This is a genomic window from Exiguobacterium sp. s70 (assembly GCF_018618315.1).
Classification (GTDB): Bacteria; Bacillota; Bacilli; order Exiguobacteriales; family Exiguobacteriaceae; genus Exiguobacterium; species Exiguobacterium chiriqhucha.
In genome coordinates this window covers 375,833-393,985 of the sequence record NZ_JACSLV010000002.1, presented here as the reverse complement: position 1 = coordinate 393,985, position 18,153 = coordinate 375,833, and the positions used below count along the sequence as shown (strand labels likewise).

The following is an 18,153-nucleotide window of genomic DNA, read 5'->3' as shown; positions in this document are numbered from 1 at the left end:
ACAGTCTATTTTTGTTTTTCTGCGACCCGGAGTTTGGCAGAACGGGCCCGGCGGTTGCCTTCGAGCTCGTCGTCCCCGGCTGTGATTGGCTTGCGCGTGATCAATTTCAGTTCGGGTTCAAACTCTTTCGGGATGACCGGCAATCCGGGTGGTAACGGCGGATGCTGGCTTTTCTCTTTAAATACTTGCTTACAAATTCGATCTTCTAACGAGTGGAACGTGATGACGCAAATGCGTCCATTGATGGCGAGCATGTCGATCGCGTCTTGGACGGCACGGTCGAACACGTTCAACTCATCGTTGACGGCGATGCGAATGGCTTGGAACGTCCGCTTCGCAGGATGACCGCCTTTTCGTCGGGCCGGCGCCGGAATCGCGTCTTTAATCAATTCGACGAGTTCGAACGTCGTCTCAATCGGTTTGACGGCACGGGCCTGCTCAATCTTGCGCGCAATCTGTTTGGAGAATTTTTCTTCCCCGTATGTAAAGAAGATGCGGGCAAGATCTCCGAACGGCCATTCGTTGACGACGTGATACGCGGACAGCTCGCGGGAACGGTCCATCCGCATATCGAGCGGTGCATCGTAATTGTAGCTAAAGCCACGTTCGGCCTCATCGAGCTGCGGCGACGACACGCCAAGGTCGAACAATACCCCATCGACCTGAGTGATCCCCCGCGCCAACAGTTCGTCTTTCAAATGGACGAAGTTGCTTTTAATGAACGTAACCCGGTCCTCATATGGAGCCAGCCGCTCACTCGCGTGCTTGAGCGCGACGTCGTCTTGGTCGAAGGCGTATAGATGGCCTGTCGTCAAACGCTTGACGATTTCTTCGCTGTGACCGGCTCCTCCTAACGTACAATCGACATAAATCCCGTCTGGCTTAATATTTAATCCCTCAATGGACTCCATTTTTAATACCGTTTCATGCTCAAACATACAAAAACCCTCTCAACCTACATTTTTCAACTATTTTATTACGTTTACTTTATCATAAAAATGTCAAGCGCCGCATAGCTTTTTAGCGAAAAGAGGAAACAAAAAGGTAACAAACAAAAAATGGTTCCCACAAATTTCTGGGAACCATCTCTATCGAGCTCATTTCGGTTACAATTTGACCAAACATCGCTCGAAATCAGCTTGTTCATAAGACCGGCGCAAGCGCTCGAACAAATCGAGACCGTGACGATTCAACAACGGGACCATCGACCAAATCCGCTCTTGCGGAGCGTCCATCGGCAAGAGCCGTGTCGATAGATGAATCCGTCGACTGTTCAAGCGATATTGGTCGCGTTTCGCTTCGGCTCGCATCTCGTCGCCGAGACGTTCGAGCACGTGGCGTGCCTTCGCATCAAACCGGTGCCCGTGCTTGCCTGCCTCGCGTCCGATTGCTTCCGTGAGCGTCCGGTACGCGTACAGGTTTTGGTCGAACGCTTCGTCGTCGAACGTGTGGTCCGGTAACGGGTCCGCCAAATAGTCGACGAGCGTCACGCCTTCTTGGGCGAGCTTCTTCTCATCGTTCGTCGAGACGAGCACGGCCCCGAGCCGCGGAATCAACAGCGGCATCTTCCAATCGAGGACGTGGAACAAGGGCCGAAGTTGAAGCCAATAGGCGATTTCACCGGGGCCCGCAATATAGGCGAGTGTCGGGAACAAGTGGTCCTGCATGAGCGGGCGGGACACGACGTTGTTCGAGAACCGCTCCGGGTGCGTTTCCACTTGTTGGATTAGCTCGGCCTCCGTGAAGCGGTGTCCCCGCTTCGTCGTAAAGAGCCCGTCCTGCTTCGTCAACAGTTCGCGTGTCCCATCGTGATAGAACAAATGGGCCGCTTCGCGATTCAACTCGACGGTCGGCATCCCGTCCTCGAACGAATCGTGCAACGCCGCATGCAAGCGGTCGTGTTCCGTGATCAAGCGTTTGAACGCATCGCGCTCGAGGGCCCGGACTTCCGGTTGGTGCGGGTCGAACAGGATGAAGTCTTTACCGACAAACCGTCGCATCATCTGACCGAAGAATTGGGCGAACGAGTGGCTCGCTTGAATCACATCGACGAGCTCATGATAGAGGATCGTCGTGTAACGCGTCTCCGTCTCAGATAACAAGAGACGTTGCAACATTTGCACGAGTTCGATTTTAAGGCGATCGAACTCCAATTCCCCGACCGACGCCTTTCCGGCGAGCGGGACGGTCGACAACGCTTCTTTGCGCAGTTGACGCGACAGCGGCTGGCTCACGAAGACGTGGTTGATTTCTGCATAGTCGTGATCCTCCGTCGCCATCCAAAAGATCGGGAGGACCGGTTTGTTCAATTTCGCTTCCGCCTGTTTGGCCTTCTTCAGCACGGTCAACAGTTTATACACCGCGAACAACGGACCGCCGAACACCCCGACTTGTTGCCCGGTCACCATCGTGAACGCCTCACCGGCGGCCAACGCTTCGAGTTTTGATTCGAGCTCGGGAGAAATCGGACCGTGGACTGTTTGTTGGTCTCGCAAAATGTCGACGAGCGCGGGCAAATGCGTGAAGGAACGGTTCATCAGTTCATCCGCCCTCACCTCGAGCTCATCCATCCCTGTATAGTCCAACCATTTCGAATAGCCCGTCTCCACTTGCATCATCGGAGACGACGGGGCGTACATGGCGTCTAGCGACTCTATCCTCACGTATAACGACTTCCTTTCAAACGATTAATACATCATCTCTCGTGCGATGCCGATCGTAAACAAGACGATGTGGGCCGGGACGAGCACTAAAAACAACAAACGCCACCCGTGCACGAACATCTTCGAATAGACGACATCCTCATGGCGAATCCGTTGCCAAATCGCGTTGGCCGGGAAGATGGCGGCACAGACCGCAAGCAACAGCCAGATCAAATCGATCCCGACAATCGCTTCGAGCAGAACCGCACATGCATAAAACCAAAGGATCACGCCGGCGTCACAGGCGAGTTTGAACGTATTAACCGATTTCGGCATAATTTTTCTAAGTATCATATACACCATAAACCAAATGACGAGTGGAAATGAAACGATATACACTAGCACGATACGCTCGCTCCTAAAATTAATTTTTGCATGACCGGAATGACGGTCAATGTGACGCCTCGTTCGTCGGCCCGTTTCAAGAGCGGCGTCAAGATGGCGTCGACCTCGGTCTGGCGCCCCGCCTCGATGTCACGTAGCATCGAAGAACGATTGTGTGCCGTCTTGTCGATAATCGTGTCGATATATGTATACGGGACGTGACGGTCGAACAACATCGTCAGTTCTTCGTAAATCGCCGTCGCGATATCGCGGCAAGGCGGTATGGCGACCGCACCGTTCTCGACACGGCAGAGCGCCGTAATCGGATTGATGATTGCGTTGGCGAATAGTTTCTCGGTGACGACTTGTTCGATATCCGTCTCCCAGACGACATCGAGTGGAGATGCGTTGAACGACATCTCTTCGAGCGAGCCGAGGCTGCCGATGCGGATGCGCCCGAGCCCGGTATGCTGAAGCCGATGGCCATCGCGGCTCACGCCATGTTCAACCACACCAAGGTGGAATCCTTTCGTACGTGCATAGTCGAGATGCGCGATTCCGTTCGAACAGATGAAGACGGGCACGTCGCCGGACAATCGTTCCGTCGCCGCCTCGACCTGATGTGCTTTCGTCGTCACAAAGAATACGTCCTGCTCCGTCTCGATGATTTTCGTCACCGGACAGAGGCGAACCTGAACCGTTCCTTGCGTGACGCCGGTACGTTCGATCGTCACAGTCGATGCCTCGTCGACACGGCCATAGAGCGTCACCGTATAGTCCGGTTCGAACAGCGAAGCCATCAACATGCCGACGGCGCCGTTCCCGATAATCCCAATTCGTTTAATCGGCTTCATTGGCCATCCCTCCACGTCTAGTCTGCACTGAAAAGTTTACCACAATCTGTTTCCACGACCCAAAAATAAAAAAAGAAGCGGCCTCCGAGGAGACCGCTTCTTTTCGCATTATTTGCTTGTTACTTCTTTACCGTTGTAGTGTCCGCAAGATTTGCATACACGGTGAGAAAGCTTCATTTCGCCACAGTTCGGGCACTCGTTCATACCAGGTACGTTGAGTTTGAAGTGAGTACGACGAAGACGTTTGCGAGTTTTCGACGTTCTACGGAATGGTACTGCCATCGTTGTCCACCTCCTTGAAAAGTTAGCCGTTCTCGTCCTCTTTTTTAGAGAACAAGTCAGCGAGCCCCGCGAGGCGCGGGTCAATTTTTGGTTGGTCGTCCGGCTGCTCGTCAATGACGGACCAGCCTTCCCCTTCAACCTGAGTTTTGTCTGTTTCGTTCCCAAAGATTTGCATTGGGACGTCTAACATGATGAGCTCTTTTACGATCGGTCGCAGATCAATCGTATTTCCTTCTGGCAAATTGACATCATCGAATTGCTCCGTATAACGCCCATTCTCCAAAAAGAAAGGCTCGAGCGATTCAATATCGAATTCATAAATGACATCATCCAACGTACGCGCATCTGGCAACGTCAGGTCACCTTGAATCTTCAGATTGAATGTAACTTGATTAGATGTGAACGACGCATTCCCGTGCACATGCACCGGACGAATCGAACGGATATCCGGATGGAGCTGAGTAAGCTCTGGTAGTTCGACCATCTCATCGATGGTAAAACTGTCACCCTGGTTTCGTAGCTTAAGTAGCTGTGCAATAGACCACTTCATCCGAATCACCTCAATTGCAACAATATGAATTATAGATAGGCCAACTTGTTTTGTCAATGTTTTTTCTTTACACTAAAATCAGTTGACGACGGCGCTTTGCCAAAGCGTACTTATCCATCTTACACCAATCCAATCGACAATGCAAAGGAGTAATTTTATGCGAAAAACGGCCATCATTGCCGAGTACAATCCGTTCCATAACGGGCACCTCCATCAGGCGGAACGAGCCCGGATCGAAACCGACGCTGACGCCGTCATCGCCGTCATGAGTGCCCAGTTCACCCAGCGCGGCGAGCCGGCAGCTTTCGACAAATGGAGCCGGGCCCGCGCCGCCGTCCAAACGGGCGCGATCGACCTCGTCATCGAACTCCCGACGCGTTTCGGCGTGCACCGGGCCGACCGGTTCGCGAGCGCCGCGGTCGCCATCGCCGAGCGCGTACGTTGTCAAACGCTGTCCTTCGGTAGCGAGAGCGGCGACATCAGCGCCGTGACCCAGGCCGCGGCGGCCAACATCGAAGCGACTCCAGCCTATCAGACGGCGTTCAAAGAAGCGTTGGACAATGGACGTTCTTCCGCCAAGGCGTCGAGCGAGGCGTTCGGGTCACTCTATCCCGACTTTGATTTGACGCTCCCGAACAACATCCTCGCCTATCACTACGCGAAAGCGGCGACGTCCATCGAACTGCACACGATTCGCCGTCTCGGGGCCGGATACCATGACCCGAGCGTCTCAGACGTCATGTCGGCCACGGGCGTGCGCGCCCACTACTTAGAGTCAGGTATGGTCCGGGCCGTCCCTGACGCCACGAGAACGCTGTTTCAGGACAATCCGATGGCGCATTGGTCACTTTATTGGCCCGTCCTTCAATATAAGCTGCGGACGACCCCGAAAGACGTACTTGAGCAACTCGTCGGTATCGACAGCTCGCTGTCGCCCCGCTTGATTCAAGCCGGGCTCGAGCCGACATTCGAACAGGCGCTCGCCCGCTTATTGACGAGACGTTATACCCGGACGTCCATCCAACGCGCGCTCGTCGCCATCCTCATCCATTGGCGACAGGACGAGTTGCCGGAACGGTTCGACGACGTACCGTATATCCGACCGCTCGCGTTCAACACGATCGGGCGCACTGTGTTAAAGGACATAAAAAAAGACGTACCGCTCCTCAGCAAGTACCATCCCGATCTTGCGTTCGAGGCTCGAGTGACCGAGGCGTATCGCCTTCCGCTCGGAAATCGGTCACTCGTCGAACATATGCAAACTCCTCAATTCATCGATTCTAAATAATCGATGGCTTCCTCGACCGTCTTGACGGGAACGACTTCAATGTCGCTCTCGAGTCGGTCGAGCGACTCCATCGCCTCGTCGTAGTTCGACCCGGCCGGCACGAAGAACACGGATGCCCCAGCCTCGTCCGCAGCTACGATTTTTTGCCATGCCCCGCCAATCGGCCCGACGTTCCCTAACTCATCGACCGTTCCCGTTCCGGCAATGACGGCACCGCCCGTCAAATCGCCCGGCGTCAACTGATCAAAAATCTCGAGCGTGAACATGAGGCCGGCCGACGGTCCGCCGACGTTCGTCAGTTCGAACGAGACGTCCGGGTCCGTGCGCACGTCCTGGACGGGCAGCGGCTCATAAATCCCAAGCCCGACCCGGTCCCCGCTCCGGTCAATCGGTTGAATCAGCGTATCGACCTCACGTTCGCGACCGTCACGTTCAAGCGTGACAGAGACTTCATCGCCGGCTTCAAATGAGGCGACGCGTTCGATAAAGTCAAGGCGCGATGCGAACGATTGGCCATCGAGCGCCGTGATGATGTCACCCGGCTTCAAGACGTTCGCGGCGAGCGACCCCGTGATTGGGGCCGAGACGTACATGCCGTCAAACGTCACCGTCACATCGGCGTCCGCCAACTCATAGGCGTATTGAATCGCCGCTTGTTGCGACGACGACATCAACAACTCTTGTCTGCGTTCGTAGTCCGCCTCGCTTTCCCCGTCATACAGATAGCGGCTGGCCGGACTCGCCTCCGTGAACGGGGTGAACCAGCTGCCGACGAGCCAGAGCGGTGTCGCCCGGCGTTGCGAGATGGTCACCATCTTCAGTTCGCCCGGTTCTTTGTCCCCGCCCTCGACCGTCATGAACTCTTCGATCGTCGTCGCCTCGCCCGGATACGTGATGTAATACGGGAGTGGCACGAACAAGAAAATCAGGACGGCCACGAGCAGACCGAAACCGATTTTGAGCGACTTCATTGTCCGTGACTCACTTCATATTTTTGCCGCAACGCGAGTTCGACTTGCTCCGGGACGAGCTCGGCGACGGACGCCCCGTATTTGGCAACTTCTTTCACGATCGAGGAGCTGAGGAACGAGTACTGGCTGTTCGTCATCATGAACAACGTCTCCACGTTCTCATTCAACTTTTTATTGATCGATGCGATTTGAAGCTCATACTCGAAGTCCGAGACGGCACGCAGGCCACGGACGATGGTCGCTGCCTCACGCTTGGCAGCATATTCGACGAGTAAACCCCCAAACGCGTCGGCGGTGACGTTCGGTAAATGTGTCGTCACCTCACGAATGAGCGACAGACGCTCTTCCACGTTAAAGAGAGGTGCCTTACTCGAGTTTTCGAGCACGGCGACGATGACTTCGTCGAAGATGGCCGCCGCCCGCTCGATGATATCTAAATGGCCGTTCGTAATCGGGTCAAAGCTCCCCGGGCAAATCGCGATACGTTTTGACATGTTCTCACTCCTCGGTCGCTGCATACTCGTAAAAGCTGATCGTAATCACGTCCGAGTAGCGTTGCACCTTGATTTTTTCCAACTGGCCGACTCGGTCCGGCAACGTCATGTCGCTGCCATGCTCGCAGACGACGACGCCGTTGTCCGTCAACAGCCGGTTCGTTTCAATGATCTGTAAAAACGGCACATGTTCCTCCGCATGATACGGAGGGTCCATGAAAATCAGTTTGAACGGCTGACCTTTGAGGACGAGTTGGTCGAGAACCGAGCGGGCGTCTTGTTGGAGCACCGTCGCTTTCGACTCGTAACGTGTCGTCTGCAAATTGTCTGTGACCGTCTGGACCGCCTTCCGTTGCTTGTCGACGAACACGGCATGGTCACACCCCCGTGACAACGCCTCGATTCCTAGACCGCCGCTCCCGGCGTATAGGTCAAGCGCATCGCCCCCGGCGAAATAAGGACCGATGATGTTGAATAACGATTCTTTTACTTTATCTGTCGTTGGTCGTGTGGCCGACCCCGGGACCGCCTTGAGTCGGGTCCCTTTTCGTTCTCCTGAAATCACTCGCATATCAGTTCTCCTTCACCACAAAAGATGAAGGCGGTGCCGCCTTCATCTCTGTGTTATTTCTGCTTCGATTCATACGTCTCCGCGACGAACGGCCGCTCACTGCGGACGACCGCTTCGACGAACGGCAACGCGCTCACTTGTTCGAGAATCGCCTCATGTCCATCAAGGTCGGTATACAAGAAGGCGTACTTCTCCCGCTTTGACACGTAATACAGGTTCGCATAGCGACGCAACGCCTTCACTTGTTTCAACGATTGGACGTAGACGACGAACCCGATTCGACCATTCAACTCAAACGTCTCAGATGGCACATCCACAGCTTCCGCCTCCACAACTTCCTCCGCCTGAACATCCGCCTTCGTCGAAGAACGGGTTTCCGGTCGGGACTTTGATTTTTGGAGAAACCGAGAAGGCCAACAGCTCACTCACTTCCCCGAGCAGTTTATCTAAACTGCGTTCCGCTTTTTTAAATGCGGCCACTTCTGGCTGGACATCGAGACGCCGTTTGACGAGATGCATCTCTTTTTTAATGCGATCGTGGTCCGGGTGATGTTTCCCGAACCGTTGTACGTACTCGTAATCTTCTTTCATCCGCAAGAACTCACGTTCCACGATGCGCGCTTCCTCTGATTGGGCTCGCGCTTGTTTCGTGGCGATATATGTTTGGAACGACTCGCTCGCTTCAATCAAATCGGCTAACGATTCCGTTTGATCGAGCAGGGCGATCGTCTGTTCAGTAATAATCATGGCTTTCACCCTTTCTGCCATGATTTTAACACATTTGATTCCCTCTGTAAGCAATCGGCTTTATAATTGAACGTGACTGTCAAGCGTCCAACCAGAAAGGAAGTGAACAGGTGCGCACCTGCACCTCGCTATGAAAAAAGTCTCATTCAATATGATTCGCTCGGCCGGCATTAAAACCGACTATGCGAAACCTGAATATTATTACGACCAGCTCGATAAAGTAAGAGCAGCCGACCTCGTCTTGTTCCCTGAATATTGGATGGTCAACTCAATCATCTATGGACTCAACAAACCGATTTTCCCGTCCCCGGCCACGTATCATCTCGGACACGATAAGATCGAGATGACGCGCGCCTTCAAGGCGACGTTCCCGCACCGAATCCCGAAGACGCTCATCTACGGGAAAAACCCTTATACGATCGAGCGTGTTTTGGAAGAGTTCGAGTATCCGTTCGTCGCCAAGACGGCCAAGTCGTCGATGGGACAAGGCGTCTGGCTCATCAAGCATGAACAGGATTGGCTCGAGTACGTCGACAAGCACGAGACGTTCTACGTCCAGCAATACATCCCGAACGACCGCGACCTGCGGATCATCGTCATCGGTGAAGAAGTCGTCGGTTCGTATTGGCGTGTCAGCGAGGCGTTCTTGAACAACGTCGCCCAAGGCGCCCAGTTCTCGTATGACGATATCCCGGAAGACGTCGTCGCGGAAGTGCTCGACATCGCCAAGACGCTCCACATCAATCACGCGGCCTTCGACGTCATCGTCGCCGACGGTGAATTTTACATTTTAGAGTTCAACGTCTTCTTCGGCTCAGAGGGACTCATGCCGCTCGGGGTGAGGCTTTCGGACAAGATCGCCCAATACCTCGATCCCCGCGCTTGAGGCGTTCATCTTTTTTTCACAATTTGAACACACGTTATTCCAAGAACGTTTTCGAATATGATATGATGACATATGAGGTTTATTAGGGAAAAGGGGGATTATGATGAAATTTGAGCAGTTCCACATCGAGGGAAAAGAGATCCGCTTCGGTTTGCTCGAGACGATCATGGATCATCATCATTTCATCCGTGAAGGCGCTTGGGACTATGAGCGTGCAACGTATGACATGAAGTACGAGAAACAATCGACAGGCGAGACGTTCTACCTTCGCTTACCGGTATATGCAATCGAAGGCCAAATCGAGGACCGTCATGCGGTCGTCAAAATGTTGACACCGATTCTCGGAAAACATTACTACCCGCACGGCGTCGAGTACGACGAAGAGTTCCCAGAAGAAATCGTCCGTGATTGCGAGCGTCGTCTAGCCGCACTCGCTGAGACACTCGAAGTAAAACCCCTTGCATAAGCGAAGGGGTTTTTCTTATGGACACATATAACGAACCGAGGTAAGCATCGGCAGAGCAGATTACGCCGACAAGTCCTCTGATTGGATGATGGTGCAGCCCTTACCCTCGTAATACGCGATCATGTCGTCGATTTTCTTCAAGTCATAGCTCGTGATGCAATCCGACAGGACGCTGACCGTATAGTCGGATTTCCGTAGATTGTAACACGTTGACTTCACACAGGCGGTCGCATCGGCACCGGTGATATAGAACGTGTCGATGCCATGCTGTTCAATGAACGCCGCGAACGCCTCGCTCGTCAAGGCGTTGCCCTTGTATTTGGTGAATACGTGATCGGACACAATCTTCAAATCTGGCGCTAATTCTGCCCCGCGCGTCCCGGTTTTGAACGTTCTTGTCCCCGCGGATAAGTTCTCATGTCGGATATAGACGACGGGAATCCCCTTGTCGACCGCCCAATCGATCGATGTGTTGATGTTGTCGATGACCGCTTTGTAATTTTTCGTGATGTCATTCTGAATGTCGATGACGACCAATGCTTGCTGTTGCATCTGATTTCCCCCTCGATGAGTCGCGTGTCGTGACTACTGCCTTCATCATACCAGAGTTCACCACTGGAAAATATAGACAACAATCATCATCAACAAACAAAAAAGGGAGGACCCGCCGAGGGCCTCCCTTTTGTCATGTCGCGATGACGTTGAGCGTCACATCGACTTGTCCGAGCAATAAGTCGAACTGGTCGCGCACGTACCGATATAAGCGTTCAGCCTCAACGAGTGAGACGGGTGCAACGATTTGATAATCGTATCGCTCTTTCGAGACGGACACGACCTTCACTTCACGTAATCCGAATTCGATTGCACTGCAAGCAATCAAATCCTCAATCGCCCGCTCAGCAATCGTCACATCTCCATAGGAATAATCATTTCCGATGACAGCCATCGTATCATTCATCTTCTTCACTCCTTTTCTGCCGCGAGTACTAACACGTCCTCCATAATGGTTTCGATATCGACGGGTTTTTCTCCTGCCGTGGCCATTTGGGCGACCGCACGGACGTCGTGCTGACGGTCGATGATATACATCGTCGTCGCATGCGTGACGAGTCCGCTGTTCGCTTTCGAATAATAGAATTGAAGCTGACGCGTGATGCGGTCGATATCGGCCTGGTCACCGGTCAACATCTTCCAACCCGTTGGTTCGGCTTGGAATGCCTCCCCGTAATTCTCTAGGACCGGCACCGTATCGACTTCAGGGTCGACAGTGATGGCGACGAGCTCGACGTCCGTCCCGTACAAGTCGTTCGCTTTCAACTCTTGCTCGAGCTTCATGAAGTCACGCAACGTGAGCGGGCAGATGTCCGGACAGTTCGTATAGAAGAACGTGACGATTTTGACTTTGCCATTGTCCGAATTGTACGACTGACCGTCGAGCGCATTCGTCAACGTGAACGGGGTCGGCTCTTGGATGACGGGCAGGTCCTCTTCTTTAAAGAATAAGAAGTACGAGGCCACACCGATCGCCACCAGAATGGCGACCGTCAAGCCGACCGTCATATAGCTGTTCCGTTTCATCCTCATCCCCCTCTCTCGATTCACCCACCGATAATGGCACGGAAGACGTTTGTCGTCTCACCCGGGTCATAGGCGACATAAAGGAGGACGTATACCGTCACGCCTGTAATCGCTGTGAAAAACCAGACGACTGAGGCTTTCGGTCCGATTTTACGGTGTTTCTCGACTTTATTTTTATAGCCGAGGTAAAGCGTGATCAATCCGAGGACCCCACCTGTCGTCGCGAGCAGGATATGGAAAATCATGAACGCCAAATAATAAGGCTTCACTGAATCCGGTCCCCCGAAGGCGGTATTGCCGACGAAAATCGTCCGTGAGACGTAGAGAATGAAGAATGTCGTCGCGGCGATCGCGGCGGCCGTCATGACTTTCTTATGTTTGTCGACGTTGCGGCGATCGCGCGCAATGATCGTCCATCCGATTGCGACTAAAATAGCACTGATGACAATGAATGTCACACTGATCAAGGCAAGATAGTTCATCGTAGTTTCCCCTTTGATTTAGTTCATTTTTTCTCTTTTGGTTCTTGCGGTGTGAACGACATGCCTTCGTCAAGCGCAAGCGATTTCGTCCGGCGCACCCAACCGAAGAACGTCCAGCCGAAGAAGAAACCGTATACGACTTCTTGACCGAGCTTCATCAATACCCCGCCGAAGCGTTGGTCTTCAAGAGCGCTGTTCGTCGCTCCCATGAGCGCATTCAAATCGAGACCCGACACATCGCCGTTCGGCATACAGTAGCCGAGCACCGTTGCGAACGTCTCCGCGTCCGTATAGGCGTCATACAAGATGCCTTGGCTGAAGATGATGAACGCACAGGCAGGTGTCAAGAGCACACCGTTCGCGATGATGTACACCATCCGCTTCAAATCTGACATCCCTTCCTCTTCTTCTGAGAGGAACGGTGCGATGACCGGATACCACATCGTCAAACTGAAGACGACGAGGGCGCCGTGGAAGATACGATGCACACCATAGTTTGTCAAGACGTAGTCAAAGATGAATGGCATGTGGTAAAACGTGAACAATGCATTGAACAAAACGAGTGCGATCAAAGGTTTTGTCATAAACTTGAGCGTCGGCCCAATCACCTTATAGCTAAATAATTTCTCGAACACCCAATACGGCATCCCGTACACGACGAGCGCCGGTGCGAGCACATAGACGAGCACCATCTGCAACATGTGCACCGAGAAGATGATGTGTGCAAGGACATCGACCGGACTTCCGAAGCCGATATAATACAATAAAATGGCGGATAACATGCTGAACTTTTGTAGTAACGTGGTCGACTCGTACCCTCGCTTCGCCATTTTCTCTGTGACGACCGCATAGAGGACGTACAACCCTACCATCAACAATCCGAACCATGGACTCCAAAGTGTCATCCAATCGAACTGTTTGAGTAGCTCTGATGTATTCCAGAGCATCCCTTCACCCCTTTTCTTTCTCTCCCAAACCGATGAAACCGTTCACTTCAAGATTACTATTCCTTTATTTTTGAAGTAAAGCAAAAAGGACTGAATCATCTGTGTTTCCACAGATGTTCAATCCTTTGTCACATTTACCAAATGAGCAAGCGAAGTGCAGCGACTGTAATGATGGCGACAAAGATGCCAAGCCACATCATTCCGACGATCCACGTGTTGCCACGGTTGTTCATATGCATGAAGATATACAGCTGCAAGAACACTTGGATGATGGCGAGGATGATTAAGAAACCACCTGCTGCCCACACCGGCATGAGTTCAGCGTATACGGCGCCGAACGCGACGAATGTGAGCAAGATCATCATCGCGAAGCTGATCAACTGGAGTTGATATTCGCGGCGTGACTCGGCTTTTACTTCGAGCTCTAACTGTTTGTGCGATTCGTTGATTGGTTGTTTTTCCATGTTAGCTCACCATCCCTAAGAGGTAGACGATTGAGAAGATGAAAACCCAGACGACGTCGATAAAGTGCCAGTATAGGCTCGACACGTAAAACTTCGGTGCGTTGTACACATCGATCGGACGGTTCCAGTTGCGAATTAACAACGTCGTGATCCAAAGTAGACCGAACGTGACGTGCGCGCCGTGGAAACCGACGAGCGTGTAGAACGCAGATCCGAACGCGCTCGACGTGAACGTGTGACCGATATGGTAGTAGTGGATGAACTCGTAAATCTCAGCTCCAAGGAAACCTGCCCCGAGGAGAAGCGTGATCACCAACCAAAACTTCATGCGGCCTGGATTGTTCGCTTTCATGTTCATCATGGCGAGAACACTTGTGAGCGAACTTGTGAGGAGGAGCATCGTCATTAAGAAGACGAGCCCCATCTCAAAGATATTGTACGAACGAAGTTCCTCTGGCGCACCAGAGTTGAGTAGACCGACATACGTTCCGAAGAGCGAGGCGAAGAGAACGGTCTCTCCACCGAGGAAGAACCAGAAGGCTACATATTTATTTTTCCCTTCCAGCGTGGCTTTCTCTGGATTGGCCGGAATTCCGGTCACCGGGTGTTTTTCGACTGCATGTGCCATTTATTGGTCTCCTTTCTCACGAATCGCTTTCAAATCCGCTTCGATCTTCGATTTTGGAATGTAGAAGCCATGATCGTCAATCCATGAACGGAGGAACATCGACACGAATGTGATGAGCAATCCGATCACGATGAGCGACCAACCGACAACCGCGTTATCCATTTGGAAAATCGCTCCGAGTCCGGCGATGAACAAGCCGAGTGACATGAAGAACGGGATAATCGAGTTGTTCGGCATATGGATGTCTGCTACTGGTTCAGCGACAGATACCCGTTTGTTGCCCGCCATCTTCTCGAGCCAGAACGTATCGAGACCTTTGACAAGCGGTGTTTGTGCAAAGTTGTACTCTGGAGTCGGTACAGGAAGCGTCCACTCCAATGTACGTCCATCTTCCCAATGGTCCGGCTTGACGCGTTGTTTCGACAAGAATGCTTTCACAACAGCGACGAGCAAGACGATCGTCGACACACCCATGAAGAAGGCTCCGATTGTCGACAGCAAGTTCATCGTCTCAAACCCTTGGTTCGGAAGGTATGTGAAGACGCGGCGTGGCATCCCGAACAATCCGAGGAAATGTTGCGGGAAGAACGTCAAGTGGAACCCGATGAAGAACAACCAGAACTGCCAGTAGCCAAGCTTCTCAGAGAGCGCTTTGCCGAACATGAGCGGGAACCAGTAGTAAAGTCCTGCAAATAGACCGTAGACAACTCCACCTACGATAACGTAGTGGAAGTGAGCGACAACGAAGTAACTATCGTGGTACTGATAGTCGGCCGGTGCGACCGAAAGCATGACCCCTGTCATTCCCCCGACGAGGAATGATGGAATGAATGCGACCGAGTAGAGCATCGCGACGTTGAACTTGATTTGTCCGCCCCATAGTGTGAACAACCAGTTGAAGATTTTGACCCCTGTCGGAACGGCGATGGCCATTGTTGCGACAGCGAAGATCGAGTTGGCGACCGGTCCAAGACCGACCGTGAACATGTGGTGGACCCAAACCATGAATCCGAGGAAACCGATGAGCATCGTTGCGAAGACCATCGTTGTATAACCGAATAGGCGTTTACGAGCGAATGTCGGAATAATTTCCGAGAAAATACCGAACGCCGGTAAAATCAAGATGTATACTTCCGGGTGTCCGAAGATCCAGAAGAGGTGTTCCCAGATGACTACGTTACCGCCGGCTGCCGGGTCGAAGTAAACGGCCCCGAACAAGCGTTCGAACATCAACATGAACAATCCGACTGTGAGCGGTGGGAACGCGAAGACGATCAACGCCGAAGCGACGAACGTCGTCCACGTGAAGAGCGGCATCCGCATGAGTTTCATACCTGGAGCACGCATGTTCAAAATCGTGACGAGGAAGTTAATCCCGGCCATGAGTGAACCGAAACCTGAAATTTGAAGACCAAGGGCGTAGAAGTCGACCCCTGATGCTTCCGGTTGTGTCGAGAGCGGCGCGTACGCCGTCCAGCCTGCGTTCGGCGCTGCGCCGAAGAACCAGCTAAGGTTCAACATGACACCACCGAAGAAGAACAACCAGAATCCGAGTGAGTTAATGAACGGGAACGCGACATCGCGTGCCCCGATTTGAAGTGGTACGACGGCGTTCATGAATCCGAATAACATCGGCATGGCCGCTAGGAAGATCATCGTCGTCCCGTGCATCGTAATCAATTGGTTAAACGTTTCGCCGCTGACGAAGTCGTTCATCGGACGAACGAGTTGCCACCGAATAAGTAATGCTTCAATTCCACCGAGAAGGAGGAAGAAGATTCCTGAGAACAAATACAAAATACCGATTTTTTTGTGGTCAACCGTCGTAACCCAATCCATGATGCCATTGTATTTACGCGGTTGCTGCAATGCAGTGGTCTGTGCCACGTGAAATCCCCCTTTTCCCGTTAGTCAATCTTCTGATCGTACAAGAAGTCAACGAGTGCATCTAACTCTTCATCACTGATTTGGCCTTCACCGAAGCCAGGCATGAGCGCGCCTTGTTTCAATTCTTGAGGATCACGAATCCATTCTTTCAATTTCTCTTCGTTGTTTTCAAGATAACCAGCTAACTTTTCACGATCACCGAAGTTTGTCAGACTAGGCGCGACTTTCCCGCCGCCGTGACAGCTCAAGCAGCTCTCGACGTAAACGGCCTCACCTGTCGTCAAGTTTTGGTTATCGGCAACAAGTTTTTCTGTGTTCGCGTCTTGTTGTGCTTTCATGTCTTCGAGCCATTTGTCGTAATCTTCTTGCTCGAGTGCGATGACTTTGAAGTCCATGAGCGCGTGTGACGGTCCGCAAAGCTCGGCACATTTTCCGAAGAACGTACCTGGCTCATTTGCATGCAACCACATTTCGTTATCAAGGCCTGGGTTCGTGTCCGTTTTACCAGATAAAGCCGGTACCCAGAACGAGTGGATGACGTCTTTCGATGTCAAGTTGATGCCGACACGTTTGCCGACCGGGATGACAAGTTCTTGTCCCGTGACGACGCCTGCGTTCGGATATTCAAACTCCCACCAGTACAAGTTAGCCGTAACATTGATTTCTTCTTCTTTTTTCGCTTCTTTCGCTTTCGCGAGTTCGACAGTCGTCGTGATTGTCGGGACAGCGAGAATGATGAGCAAGATGATTGGTACGACTGTCCAAATCATCTCGAGCGTGCTGCTTCCTTCGACTTGCTTCGGAATCGAATCGTCTTTACGACGGAACTTCATGAGCACGTAAACGTAAATGATCGATACGATGACGAGTACGAAGAGCATAAGTACCAAACTGATGATAATGATCCGGAGCTGAATTTCAGCGCCTTCTCCCATCGGCTTCAATGCAGACAATCCCTCAACGCCGCACCCTGATAATAGCAGTGCGAACATCATCATCGGGACGATGCCAAACAGAAGCTTTTTAAATGATTTCACAACAATCCCCACTTTCTCCCAAAATGATGTGTAATGGTTTCTATATAGTGAGTGTGATTACGCTAGTGCTGCCGTCAAAATCAGCGCGACAATCCACACGACTAAATAAATTAATGAATAAAAGAACATTTTGTTTGCCCACTTGATTTCATCCTCGGCTTTAAAACCTTTCAACCCGAGATATAACCAGTAGCCCCCAAGACCGGCTGCAATGATTACGTAGACTAACCCGTAATGCATGAACAAGAGCGATGCTGGAATCAGCGTCGCAATCCACCAGATGATTTGACGCTTTGTAATCGCAAAGCCGTTGACGACCGGTAGCATCGGAATGCCGGCCGCTCGATACTCCTCGACACGCCGCATGGCGAGCGCGAGGAAGTGTGGCGGTTGCCACAAGAACATGACGAGGAACATGAGCCACGCGTCGATATGAAGCGCGGGATCGATGGCTGCCCAACCGATGAGCGGCGGTACCGCTCCGGAGATGCTGCCGACGACCGTGTTCAACGTGTGCGTCCGTTTAAGCCACATCGTATAAATGACGACATAAAAAAATGCCCCGATTAAACCGAAGACTGCTGCCACATACGAGACGATCAATAAGAGCAATGTCCCGATCGCAAGCTGCGTTAATCCAAGGAGCAAAATCCGTTCTCCCGAAATTTTACCGGTGACACTCGGCCGATTGTCTGTACGTCCCATCAAGTAATCGATATCACGGTCCACGAAGTTGTTTAGGTAACAACTCCCGGAGATGACGAGTGCGCTTCCTAACATCGTTAATAAGAGCTGCGGCCAAACCTCAAATAAATAAAAGACTGGCGTATCACTCTGATATGTTGCTGCTACAAAGAAACCGGCGAATACCAACAACAAGTTGGCGCGAACGATTCCCATTTTTGCCAGAGCAACATAGTCGCGGAACGAGGCGGATTCTGTATATTCTACTTCTGCCATTGTTCCTGGGTTGACTTTTGTCATACTGACCCCCC

Annotated in this window: 24 protein-coding genes; 3 read left to right on the top strand and 21 right to left on the bottom strand. The window is 52.2% G+C overall.

All coding sequences use genetic code 11. The annotated features are described in order from the left end of the window. Positions 1-5: 5 nt before the first annotated feature. The 6 genes from rsmH to KNP84_RS06675 form a co-directional block, all read right to left on the bottom strand. On the bottom strand, positions 6-938 hold the full coding sequence (rsmH, locus tag KNP84_RS06700) for a 16S rRNA (cytosine(1402)-N(4))-methyltransferase RsmH (protein WP_021067038.1): 933 nt from the start codon (positions 936-938) through the stop codon (positions 6-8). 168 nt (positions 939-1,106) lie between these two features. Beyond that, positions 1,107-2,663 carry a bacillithiol biosynthesis cysteine-adding enzyme BshC gene (bshC, locus tag KNP84_RS06695; RefSeq protein ID WP_276692893.1) on the bottom strand — a complete coding sequence of 519 codons (1,557 nt, stop codon included), beginning with the start codon at positions 2,661-2,663 and terminating at the stop codon, positions 1,107-1,109. A 24-nt stretch (positions 2,664-2,687) separates the two neighbouring features. Further along, positions 2,688-3,041 carry a DUF3397 domain-containing protein gene (locus KNP84_RS06690; RefSeq protein ID WP_255569715.1) on the bottom strand — a complete coding sequence of 118 codons (354 nt, stop codon included), beginning with the start codon at positions 3,039-3,041 and terminating at the stop codon, positions 2,688-2,690. Further along, complete coding sequence (locus tag KNP84_RS06685) at positions 3,041-3,880, bottom strand: ketopantoate reductase C-terminal domain-containing protein (protein ID WP_215114519.1); 840 nt, start codon at positions 3,878-3,880, stop codon at positions 3,041-3,043. The genes KNP84_RS06690 and KNP84_RS06685 overlap by 1 nt, the downstream gene beginning before the upstream one ends. A 108-nt stretch (positions 3,881-3,988) precedes the next feature. Beyond that, a complete protein-coding gene (gene rpmF / locus KNP84_RS06680) occupies positions 3,989-4,162 on the bottom strand; it encodes a 50S ribosomal protein L32 (RefSeq protein ID WP_015881300.1) in 174 nt (57 codons plus the stop codon). 22 nt (positions 4,163-4,184) lie between these two features. Continuing rightward, positions 4,185-4,712: a YceD family protein gene (locus tag KNP84_RS06675; RefSeq protein ID WP_029595742.1), complete on the bottom strand. Its 528-nt coding sequence runs from the start codon at positions 4,710-4,712 to the stop codon at positions 4,185-4,187. A 157-nt stretch (positions 4,713-4,869) separates the two neighbouring features. Between KNP84_RS06675 and KNP84_RS06670 the strand changes: the two genes are divergently transcribed. Continuing rightward, a complete protein-coding gene (locus tag KNP84_RS06670) occupies positions 4,870-6,000 on the top strand; it encodes a tRNA(Met) cytidine acetate ligase (RefSeq protein WP_165569408.1) in 1,131 nt (376 codons plus the stop codon). On the opposite strand, the gene KNP84_RS06665 is transcribed toward KNP84_RS06670, so the two are convergent. The 5 genes from KNP84_RS06665 to KNP84_RS06645 are packed head-to-tail and all read right to left on the bottom strand — an operon-like array spanning position 5,979 to position 8,783. Then, the gene (locus KNP84_RS06665) at positions 5,979-6,971 is read right to left on the bottom strand and encodes a SepM family pheromone-processing serine protease (RefSeq protein WP_021067032.1); all 993 of its coding nucleotides are present in this window, start codon (positions 6,969-6,971) and stop codon (positions 5,979-5,981) included. The two genes, KNP84_RS06670 and KNP84_RS06665, sit on opposite strands and share 22 nt — an antisense overlap. Then, the gene (gene coaD, locus KNP84_RS06660; protein WP_029595744.1) at positions 6,968-7,465 is read right to left on the bottom strand and encodes a pantetheine-phosphate adenylyltransferase; all 498 of its coding nucleotides are present in this window, start codon (positions 7,463-7,465) and stop codon (positions 6,968-6,970) included. The genes KNP84_RS06665 and coaD overlap by 4 nt, the downstream gene beginning before the upstream one ends. A gap of 4 nt (positions 7,466-7,469) precedes the next feature. Next, positions 7,470-8,036, bottom strand: coding sequence for a 16S rRNA (guanine(966)-N(2))-methyltransferase RsmD (gene rsmD / locus KNP84_RS06655; protein ID WP_215114518.1), 567 nt, complete (start codon positions 8,034-8,036; stop codon positions 7,470-7,472). A gap of 53 nt (positions 8,037-8,089) precedes the next feature. After that, entirely contained in the window at positions 8,090-8,353 is a 264-nt protein-coding gene (locus KNP84_RS06650; protein WP_021067029.1) for a DUF2129 domain-containing protein, read from the bottom strand. Further along, positions 8,337-8,783: a YlbF/YmcA family competence regulator gene (locus KNP84_RS06645; protein WP_021067028.1), complete on the bottom strand. Its 447-nt coding sequence runs from the start codon at positions 8,781-8,783 to the stop codon at positions 8,337-8,339. The genes KNP84_RS06650 and KNP84_RS06645 overlap by 17 nt, the downstream gene beginning before the upstream one ends. Positions 8,784-8,913: 130 nt before the next feature. On the opposite strand from KNP84_RS06645, the gene KNP84_RS06640 reads away from it, so the two are divergent. Together KNP84_RS06640 and KNP84_RS06635 are read left to right on the top strand one after the other, a co-directional pair. Beyond that, positions 8,914-9,669: an ATP-grasp domain-containing protein gene (locus tag KNP84_RS06640; RefSeq protein ID WP_021067027.1), complete on the top strand. Its 756-nt coding sequence runs from the start codon at positions 8,914-8,916 to the stop codon at positions 9,667-9,669. 103 nt (positions 9,670-9,772) lie between these two features. After that, a complete protein-coding gene (locus KNP84_RS06635; protein ID WP_021067026.1) occupies positions 9,773-10,135 on the top strand; it encodes a YugN family protein in 363 nt (120 codons plus the stop codon). A 60-nt stretch (positions 10,136-10,195) separates the two neighbouring features. Here KNP84_RS06635 and KNP84_RS06630 read toward each other — a convergent pair whose 3' ends face one another. The 10 genes from KNP84_RS06630 to cyoE form a co-directional block, all read right to left on the bottom strand. After that, on the bottom strand, positions 10,196-10,687 hold the full coding sequence (locus KNP84_RS06630; protein WP_021067025.1) for a cysteine hydrolase family protein: 492 nt from the start codon (positions 10,685-10,687) through the stop codon (positions 10,196-10,198). A gap of 133 nt (positions 10,688-10,820) precedes the next feature. Then, a complete protein-coding gene (locus tag KNP84_RS06625) occupies positions 10,821-11,093 on the bottom strand; it encodes a hypothetical protein (RefSeq protein ID WP_021067024.1) in 273 nt (90 codons plus the stop codon). A gap of 5 nt (positions 11,094-11,098) precedes the next feature. Beyond that, a complete protein-coding gene (locus KNP84_RS06620) occupies positions 11,099-11,713 on the bottom strand; it encodes an SCO family protein (RefSeq protein WP_021067023.1) in 615 nt (204 codons plus the stop codon). 20 nt (positions 11,714-11,733) lie between these two features. Next, the gene (locus KNP84_RS06615; RefSeq protein ID WP_034777049.1) at positions 11,734-12,195 is read right to left on the bottom strand and encodes a DUF420 domain-containing protein; all 462 of its coding nucleotides are present in this window, start codon (positions 12,193-12,195) and stop codon (positions 11,734-11,736) included. A 23-nt stretch (positions 12,196-12,218) separates the two neighbouring features. Further along, entirely contained in the window at positions 12,219-13,142 is a 924-nt protein-coding gene (locus KNP84_RS06610) for a cytochrome c oxidase assembly protein (RefSeq protein ID WP_021067021.1), read from the bottom strand. Between the two features lie 134 nt (positions 13,143-13,276). After that, a complete protein-coding gene (locus KNP84_RS06605; protein WP_021067020.1) occupies positions 13,277-13,606 on the bottom strand; it encodes a cytochrome C oxidase subunit IV family protein in 330 nt (109 codons plus the stop codon). Position 13,607: 1 nt separating this feature from the next. Next, the gene (locus KNP84_RS06600) at positions 13,608-14,234 is read right to left on the bottom strand and encodes a cytochrome (ubi)quinol oxidase subunit III (protein WP_021067019.1); all 627 of its coding nucleotides are present in this window, start codon (positions 14,232-14,234) and stop codon (positions 13,608-13,610) included. Further along, positions 14,235-16,073 carry a cytochrome c oxidase subunit I gene (ctaD, locus tag KNP84_RS06595; protein ID WP_051627797.1) on the bottom strand — a complete coding sequence of 613 codons (1,839 nt, stop codon included), beginning with the start codon at positions 16,071-16,073 and terminating at the stop codon, positions 14,235-14,237. Positions 16,074-16,141: 68 nt separating this feature from the next. After that, the gene (gene coxB / locus KNP84_RS06590; RefSeq protein WP_021067017.1) at positions 16,142-17,158 is read right to left on the bottom strand and encodes a cytochrome c oxidase subunit II; all 1,017 of its coding nucleotides are present in this window, start codon (positions 17,156-17,158) and stop codon (positions 16,142-16,144) included. A 57-nt stretch (positions 17,159-17,215) separates the two neighbouring features. Further along, positions 17,216-18,142, bottom strand: a complete 927-nt coding sequence (gene cyoE, locus KNP84_RS06585) for a heme o synthase (RefSeq protein ID WP_021067016.1) — start codon at positions 18,140-18,142, stop codon at positions 17,216-17,218. Positions 18,143-18,153 lie beyond the last annotated feature (11 nt).